The 7284-nt window shown below is 34.3% G+C and carries 7 protein-coding genes; 3 read left to right on the top strand and 4 right to left on the bottom strand.

Annotation, left to right across the window (positions count from 1 at the left end; translation table 11 throughout):
• The 3 genes from Q0L68_RS13630 to Q0L68_RS13620 form a co-directional block, all read left to right on the top strand.
• Positions 1-241: succinylglutamate desuccinylase/aspartoacylase family protein (locus tag Q0L68_RS13630; protein WP_296704153.1), on the top strand; the 241-nt coding region annotated here is incomplete at its 5' end.
• Positions 242-273: 32 nt separating this feature from the next.
• Entirely contained in the window at positions 274-1419 is a 1146-nt protein-coding gene (gene egtB / locus Q0L68_RS13625) for an ergothioneine biosynthesis protein EgtB (protein WP_296704150.1), read from the top strand.
• A gap of 1 nt (position 1420) precedes the next feature.
• Positions 1421-2386, top strand: a complete 966-nt coding sequence (locus Q0L68_RS13620; RefSeq protein WP_296704147.1) for an L-histidine N(alpha)-methyltransferase — start codon at positions 1421-1423, stop codon at positions 2384-2386.
• 50 nt (positions 2387-2436) lie between these two features.
• Here the strand turns inward: Q0L68_RS13620 and Q0L68_RS13615 are convergent, their stop codons facing one another.
• The 4 genes from Q0L68_RS13615 to Q0L68_RS13600 all read right to left on the bottom strand — a co-directional run bounded on the left by Q0L68_RS13615 (position 2437) and on the right by Q0L68_RS13600 (position 7115).
• Entirely contained in the window at positions 2437-4167 is a 1731-nt protein-coding gene (locus tag Q0L68_RS13615) for a phospho-sugar mutase (RefSeq protein ID WP_296704144.1), read from the bottom strand.
• Between the two features lie 203 nt (positions 4168-4370).
• Positions 4371-5339: a YihY/virulence factor BrkB family protein gene (locus Q0L68_RS13610; RefSeq protein ID WP_296704142.1), complete on the bottom strand. Its 969-nt coding sequence runs from the start codon at positions 5337-5339 to the stop codon at positions 4371-4373.
• A 1-nt stretch (position 5340) separates the two neighbouring features.
• Positions 5341-6285, bottom strand: coding sequence for a mechanosensitive ion channel family protein (locus Q0L68_RS13605; protein ID WP_296704139.1), 945 nt, complete (start codon positions 6283-6285; stop codon positions 5341-5343).
• A 233-nt stretch (positions 6286-6518) separates the two neighbouring features.
• The gene (locus tag Q0L68_RS13600) at positions 6519-7115 is read right to left on the bottom strand and encodes a DUF502 domain-containing protein (protein WP_296704137.1); all 597 of its coding nucleotides are present in this window, start codon (positions 7113-7115) and stop codon (positions 6519-6521) included.
• Positions 7116-7284: the final 169 nt, after the last annotated feature.

Here is a 7284-nt window from a genome sequence, read left to right as displayed (position 1 = left end):
ACAAGCTACCATCCTTTTAAAAGAAAGTGATTGGATAAGGGCTAAGGCTTCGGGAATATTTAATTCAAATGTTAAATTGGGTGAATCAGTAAAAAAAGGACAAATCTTAGCCAAGATATCAGATCCTTATGGCCAGGTAAAGATTCCTGTGAAAGCTCCTTCAAATGGGCACGTTATAGGAATTAATAACATGCCCGTAATAAATGTTGGAGATGCTTTAATTCATGTAGGAAAGGAATGAACTCCTTTCTAATTAATAATAAAACCTTTTATATGAGTATTTATGAACAGTTTAAACATGTTAGAAACCATACTTTATTTCTTTGCAAAAACTTAATTACGGAAGATTTTAGCCTTCAGGCTTCGGAGGAGGTAAGTCCTCCAAAGTGGCATCTAGCACATACTACTTGGTTTTTTGAGCAATTTATTCTCATACCATTTTTAAAAGGATACCACGTAAAACATCCTCAATTCAATTTTCTCTTTAACTCATATTATAATTCACTGGGAAATAGAACTGCAAGGAATCAAAGAGGATTAATGACAAGACCATCTGTTTCAGAGGTATTAGACTATAGGGAATATGTAAATGAAGCAATGGAAGCCTTGATTATTAATGGAGAATCTGAAGTTTTGGAATTAATAACTTTAGGCTTAAATCATGAGCAACAACATCAGGAACTATTGTTGACTGATTTAAAATTTAGTCTTTGGCATAATCCATTGGATCCATCTGTGATGGATATTGGGGAGTATTTAGAAATTAAGCCTTCTCCTTGGATAGAAATTGAGGAGGGGGTTTATAAAGTAGGTTATCAGGGAAATGGATTTTGTTTTGACAATGAATTAAATCCACACAAAGTGTACCTTAATCCTTTTAAGATATCAGGAACCTTGGTGAGTAATTTGGAATTCCTTGAATTTATGGAAGATGGAGGCTATGAAAACCCAATTTTTTGGCATGATGAAGGCTGGTTTTGGTTAAAAAGTCAAACTATAAAAGCTCCTTTATATTGGGAATATAAGGATGGTAAATGGTCTTATTATACGTTATTCGGAAGGAAAGAAATTATGTGGGAAGCTCCTGTGTCCCATGTTAATTTTTATGAGGCGGCTGCATTTGCAACTTGGAAAGGGAAGAGACTTCCTACAGAATTTGAATGGGAAGTTGCCCAAAAAGAATTCCAGTGGGGAAGTAGATGGGAGTGGTGTAATTCTGCTTATTTGCCTTATCCTGGATTTAAAATTGCACCGGGAGCATTAGGAGAATACAATGGGAAATTTATGATCAACCAAATGGTTTTAAGAGGCTCATCAGTTGCTACTCCCGAAAATCATTCTAGACCATCTTACAGAAATTTTTTTCATCCTCAATTCAGATGGCAATTCATGGGGATCCGATTAGCTGAATCAATTTAATATGAGTTCAAAAAATTTAGATTTTGGCAACTTTGCCCAAGATGTTATGGTAGGCTTAAGTTCGAGTCCAAAAACTTTACCTTCTAAATATTTCTATGATGCAAAAGGGGATAAACTTTTCCAAAAAATAATGGATCTCCCTGAATATTATTTAACTAGAAAAGAGTTTGAAATATTTGAAAAACAGTTTGAGAAGATTCTACAACCTATCTTGAACTTAGGTCAATCTTTTAATTTGGTAGAACTAGGAGCAGGGGACGGTCTAAAAACAAAGATTCTATTACGGCATCTCTTACATAAAAAAGCTGATTTTGAATATTTTCCAATAGACTTTTCAGGATCGGTCTTGAATGAACTAAAGCATTCAATATCATTAGAATTTCCTGATTTAAATGTGACCTGTATCGAAGACACCTATAGAGGATCTTTGTTAAGACGCTCATGGGAAAATGGAAAGCCTAGTCTAATTCTTTTTCTCGGATCAAATATTGGTAATTTTGGTTTAGAGGAAGCTTTTGACATTTTGGATCATTTAAGAATTGGAGCTACCCATGGGGATTTTGTTTTGATAGGAATAGATCTAAAAAAGAATCCAGAAACTATTCTTAGTGCATATCATGATTCGAAGGGCATTACAAGTGAATTCAATTTAAACCTTTTAGAAAGGATCAATAAAGAGTTAAAAGGAGATTTTGATCTAGATACTTTTATGCATTGGCCAAGTTACGATCCTGTTTCAGGCGAATGCAGAAGCCACTTGGTATCGATGAAAGAGCAAACCGTTAATATCAAGGACTTAGATCAATCTTTCTTTTTTGAGGCCTTTGAACCGATTTTCACTGAAATTAGTAAGAAATATAGTCTTTTAGAGATTGAGCAACTTGGCCAAAGAGGTGGATTTAAAACTATTCAAAATTTTACCGACGATACTAATTATTTTGCAGATGTACTTTGGAGAAGGTTATAAAAAAAGCACCAGTTTTATTTCTGGTGCTTAAGAATTTTGAAATATACTATTTAACTGAAATACTGCTTTAATCCTTCCAATCTTTCAGATAATTCATTTTCGGTTTTGACGTAATCCTTTGAACTAGAAAGTGTATTATTAACTGAGAAATAATATTTGATCTTTGGTTCTGTTCCAGATGGTCTTGCCGAAATTTTACTTCCATCTGCTAAATAGAATTGCATGACATTAGACTTATCCATGTTCAGTTTTTCTACTTTTCCTGAGTCAACATGAGTAATGGTGCTCGCTTTCACATCCACAATTTTCTCTACTTTTTGACCATTCATTTCTTTTGGTGGATGATGTCTAAAATCAGTCATTAAAGCCTGAATCTGTTCAGCGCCATCTTTTCCTTTTTTGGTAACCGAGATTAGCGCCTCCTTGTAGAATCCGAATTTTTCATAAATCTCTCCCAATACATCGAAAACAGTTTTGCCTTTTGATTTATAATAAGCGACAACTTCTGCTACCATGGCGCAAGCACTGACTCCATCTTTATCTCTTACGAAGTCTCCCACTAAATACCCATAGGATTCCTCACCGCCTCCGATGAAAGTTTGTTTTCCTTCGAGATCCCGAATTATAGCAGCAATATTTTTGAAGCCAGTTAAAACCGAAAAACATTCAACCCCAAAACCTTCGCAAATTCTGTCAATTAATTCAGTCGTAACGATGGTATTTACCATGAATTGATTACCATCCAATTTTCCGGCTTCTTTCCACCTACTTAATAAGTAATAAGTTAATAGTGATCCAGTTTGATTCCCGTTTAATAATTCAAATTCCCCTGTTGAATTTGGTACTGCAGCAGCATATCTGTCTCCATCCGGGTCACAAGCCAAAATTAACTCTGCCCCGATTTCTCTTCCCAATTTTAAAGAAAGTGTTAAAGCTTCAGCTTCTTCTGGATTTGGATAAACTACAGTAGGGAATGTGCCGTCTGGCTCAGCTTGTTCTTTTACAATATGAATGTTTTGAAATCCAAAGGCTTTGATTGCTGCTGGAACCATTTTACCCGATGCTCCATGGATAGGTGAAAAAACAATTGGCAAATCTTTTTGAGCTTGAATTTCCTCTGGCGCAAGACTTAATCCTTTAACTTTTTCCAAATAAATAGTGTCGAAATCTTCTTCTATATAGCTAAAAAGATCATCCTTTTTATTCCAATTTACTTGATCGAATGAAGTTATTTTTTTTACCTCATTTATAATATTGGTATCATGAGGAGCAACTACTTGGGCACCATCATCCCAATATGCTTTATATCCGTTATATTCTTTAGGATTATGAGAGGCTGTGATCATAACGCCACTTTTGCATCCAAAATGTCTGACAGCGAATGAAAGCATTGGCGTTGGCCTCATTTCTTTAAAGTACAATACTTTAATACCATTTGCTGTTAAAACATTTGCAGTTGTTGTTGCAAATAATGTGTTGTTAATTCTACTATCATGAGTAATAGCAACTTTAATATCTTCTCCTTTGAAACACTTTAAAAGGTAATTGGCGAGTCCCTGAGTGGCCATCCCAATAGTATAAATATTCATTCGGTTGGTTCCAACTCCCATGAGACCTCTAAGTCCTCCTGTTCCGAATTCTAAATCCTGATAAAAAGAATCAACCAACTCAGTTGGGTTTTCATCAATCAGATTTTTGATTTTTGTTTTAGTTTCTTGATCAATATTTCCATGAAGCCAACTTTGTGCCTTGGAAAGGATGGTAGGGTCTATTACGCTCATATGATAAAAATTTCTTTGAATTCTAAGATATAGAAAATGTGAATTAAAGCCATTCTCAAGCTATAAATGATTTGAATAATTTTTTAAAAAAAACTGGATAGAAAGCGCAATTCAGCCAAATATTCATCAAAAGAATCCCTTTACAGTAAAAGTGAAGTTCTTAAAAATGATTTGGATTTACTTTTTGGTTATAATTTTTAGAATTATAAAAAATCCTCCTTTTTTAGATTTTTATCAATTACTACTTCTTTTTTTTTAACTCTTGAAAAGTGGTTATATGGAACGATGCCATATCCATATTTGATAGAAAATACTTTGGTGAATTCTGCCCCATAGAAAAATATCAGGCATGAATAAGAAACCCATAAAAGGATCAAAATCAAAGAGCCTGCAGCTCCATAAGTAGAACCTGGATTAGTTGCTCCGAAATATAAGCCCAGTAAAAACTCACCTAACACGAATAATAAGGCTGTTAGAAAAGCACCGACCCAAACTGTCTTCCATCGGATCTTAGCATCTGGTAAATATTTAAATATCAGTCCAAATAGTAAGGTGATTACCCCTAGAGAAAAAATCCAATCTAAGGCAAATGCTAAGTAGAGTACCACATCAGGAAGTTTTTCTGAGATAAACTCACTCAGAATAGATAATGTCGCAGTTAAAATAAAACTGATCAAAAGCAAAAAACCTAAGACTAGTACAAACCCAAAGCTGATTAAACGATCTTTAGCTAGTTTATACCAAGTTATTTTTTCTGTCATTTTCAGTTCCCAAATCTCATTGAGAGAAATTTTCAAATGATAAAAAACCCCAGTTGCACCAAAAATCAAAGTGGCAACTCCAATAATTGAAGCCAAAGTTGATTTCCCGCTAAACTCTGTGCTCAGAATCATCTCTTCAACAATAGAGGCTGTATCGGCTCCCAAAATACTTTGAAATTGGCTAGTAAGCTTCCCTGCTACTATATCTGCTCCCCAAATGGCCCCAACAGTATTTACTACAATAACCAAAAGGGCAGGAAGGGAGAGAACTGCATAATAGGCAACTACAGAAGACATCCTAGCAGGATCTGCGGCAGTCCATCGATGAAATGCCAAGACAATCAATTGAGGGATGTGTTTAAATTTAAATTTGCTAGGAGATAGAAAATCTTCCTTAGGGGCATTATCCATATTACTTAGAATTTTCTTCTGACTTGACTAGGCTTAAACTATGTAACTCTTCTTTCATTCTTACTCCTCCTTTGATACCAAAGTCCAGTGTTCTGATAGGGAATGGTATCGTAATTCCTTCTTGATCAAAGGCCTTTTTTAAAGATATAATCGCCTCATTTCTAGCAGGAATAAAGTTGACTTCGGAAGTAGAAAATTTTACCCAAACATTTAAAATGAAATTTATGGAAGAGTCTCCAAATCCAGTCCAAAAAATACTGGGTTCCTCAGATTTTAATCTACTTGGTATACTTTCCATTGCTTTCAAAGCTACTTTTTGAACATGCTCCAAATCTTCTCCATAACTAACCCCGCATTCAATTTGAACCCGTCTTTTCCCTTCCTCTGTGTAATTGATGAAGTATTCCTGGAAAAGCATTCTATTAGGAACATGTACGATAGGACCATTATAAGTTCGAATTTTGGTAACTCTTAGGTTTATGTCAATTACCTTCCCTTCGTGATCGTCCTTAGTTTTGATAATATCTCCAATTTTATAAGGCTGGTTAAAGGTGATAAAAACACCTGACATAAAGTTGGCAGCTGTGTCTTGAAATGCAAAACCCAATGCCAGACCAACTATTCCCAAACCTGCCAAAATAGAAGACACTGTTTTGGTCAATTCCAATGCAGACAAGGATAACATGACTCCCAATATTAAGAAACCCATGAAAATGATCTGGCTTAAGAACCGACTGATTGTAGGGTTTATCCGAATTTTGTTTAAGTATCGATTAGAATATTTTTTAAATTTTTTAGCAATAAAAATACTCAATCCCATAATCATAATCGCCAAAACTAAGTTTGGTAGATTGTTGATTGCAGTTTCTCCCCAGGATTGTAATTTTTCAGTAATTTTTTCAAAAACCTTTTGGGTATCATACCCAAATATTTCAGCAATGCTCATTTTTCTTTGTTTTAGAGTATTTAAATGAGAAAGGATCATGCCATGCTAACTTCCAATGAAAATATTTTTAAGCATCTTCAAATACCATAACAATTACAAAGAAATTAGACCTTAGAGATATAAAAGCTGTGATTTTAGATTTTGAAGAATTGGAAAAAAAGTATAATGTACCAATTGAGGAAAACGATTATTTCCCAATTTGGGGAATTTGTTCCAAGTTCTGACGTAGAAAATTAATTTAAAATGGAAGTCTTTTTATTGAGGATTTCGTGAGAGTTAACCCCAAGTTGTCTCAATAATTTATTGACATCTTTTTGAGCTAAATTGGTTTTCTTTATTTCTTCTTTTTTAAAGATGACCACATTGCCTTCCCAAATGTTTGGAGCAGATGGAACAAAAACGACATATTCTCCAGATTCCAATTCATCTACTTGAAATCCTATCATCCAACCATCAATTGGTACCAAAACCACAGGGAAATTAGTTTCAGAATCCAGTCCAGCGGTATTCTGCATCGTGTTTTTCATCAATTGATATCCTGGAAATAGTGTGAGAAAATTATTTTCTATCCATAAAATAATTTTCTTACCTACCCCTTGGTTTGCAATAAATCCAGCAATCAAACAAATGACGAATAGAATAAGGATGCTTAAAAAATATGCATTACTTGTGATGCTACTATGCCAGCCTCCTTTTTCAGAAAGAATTGCAGCTAAAGGTTTTAGAAGAGAAATTGCCTTTTGAAATAAAATAATGACCAGAATAATAGGGAATAAGAAAAATATTCCCCCTTTAAGTAGCTGGCTGAGAAATTGGATGAGGTTCTTCATAGGATTATTTTTAAAAAATTTAGGAGTTTTAATTAATAAAAAAAATAGCCGGCAATTAACCGGCTACCTTTTATAAATTCCCTCTTAGTTCTTGTTCTCTTTCGATAGCTTCAAAAAGAGCTTTAAAATTACCTTTCCCAAAGGATTTGGCCCCTTTTCTTTGAATGAT

It is taken from the genome of Algoriphagus sp. (assembly GCF_024642405.1).
Classification (GTDB): Bacteria; Bacteroidota; Bacteroidia; order Cytophagales; family Cyclobacteriaceae; genus Algoriphagus.
The sequence above is the reverse complement of the archived record's forward strand: the minus strand, read 5'-3'. Positions and strand labels throughout refer to the sequence as shown.

Bases quoted from the DNA above. Each gene is read 5' to 3' on its own strand.
- Q0L68_RS13605 (WP_296704139.1), bottom strand. From the start codon at position 6,285: ATGAGCATTGCTGAAATATTTGGGTATGATACCCAAAAGGTTTTTGAA.
- Q0L68_RS13620 (WP_296704147.1), top strand. From the start codon at position 1,421: ATGAGTTCAAAAAATTTAGATTTTGGCAACTTTGCCCAAGATGTTATG.
- Q0L68_RS13615 (WP_296704144.1), bottom strand. From the start codon at position 4,167: ATGAGCGTAATAGACCCTACCATCCTTTCCAAGGCACAAAGTTGGCTT.
- Q0L68_RS13600 (WP_296704137.1), bottom strand. From the start codon at position 7,115: ATGAAGAACCTCATCCAATTTCTCAGCCAGCTACTTAAAGGGGGAATA.
- Q0L68_RS13610 (WP_296704142.1), bottom strand. From the start codon at position 5,339: ATGGATAATGCCCCTAAGGAAGATTTTCTATCTCCTAGCAAATTTAAA.
- egtB (WP_296704150.1), top strand. From the start codon at position 274: ATGAGTATTTATGAACAGTTTAAACATGTTAGAAACCATACTTTATTT.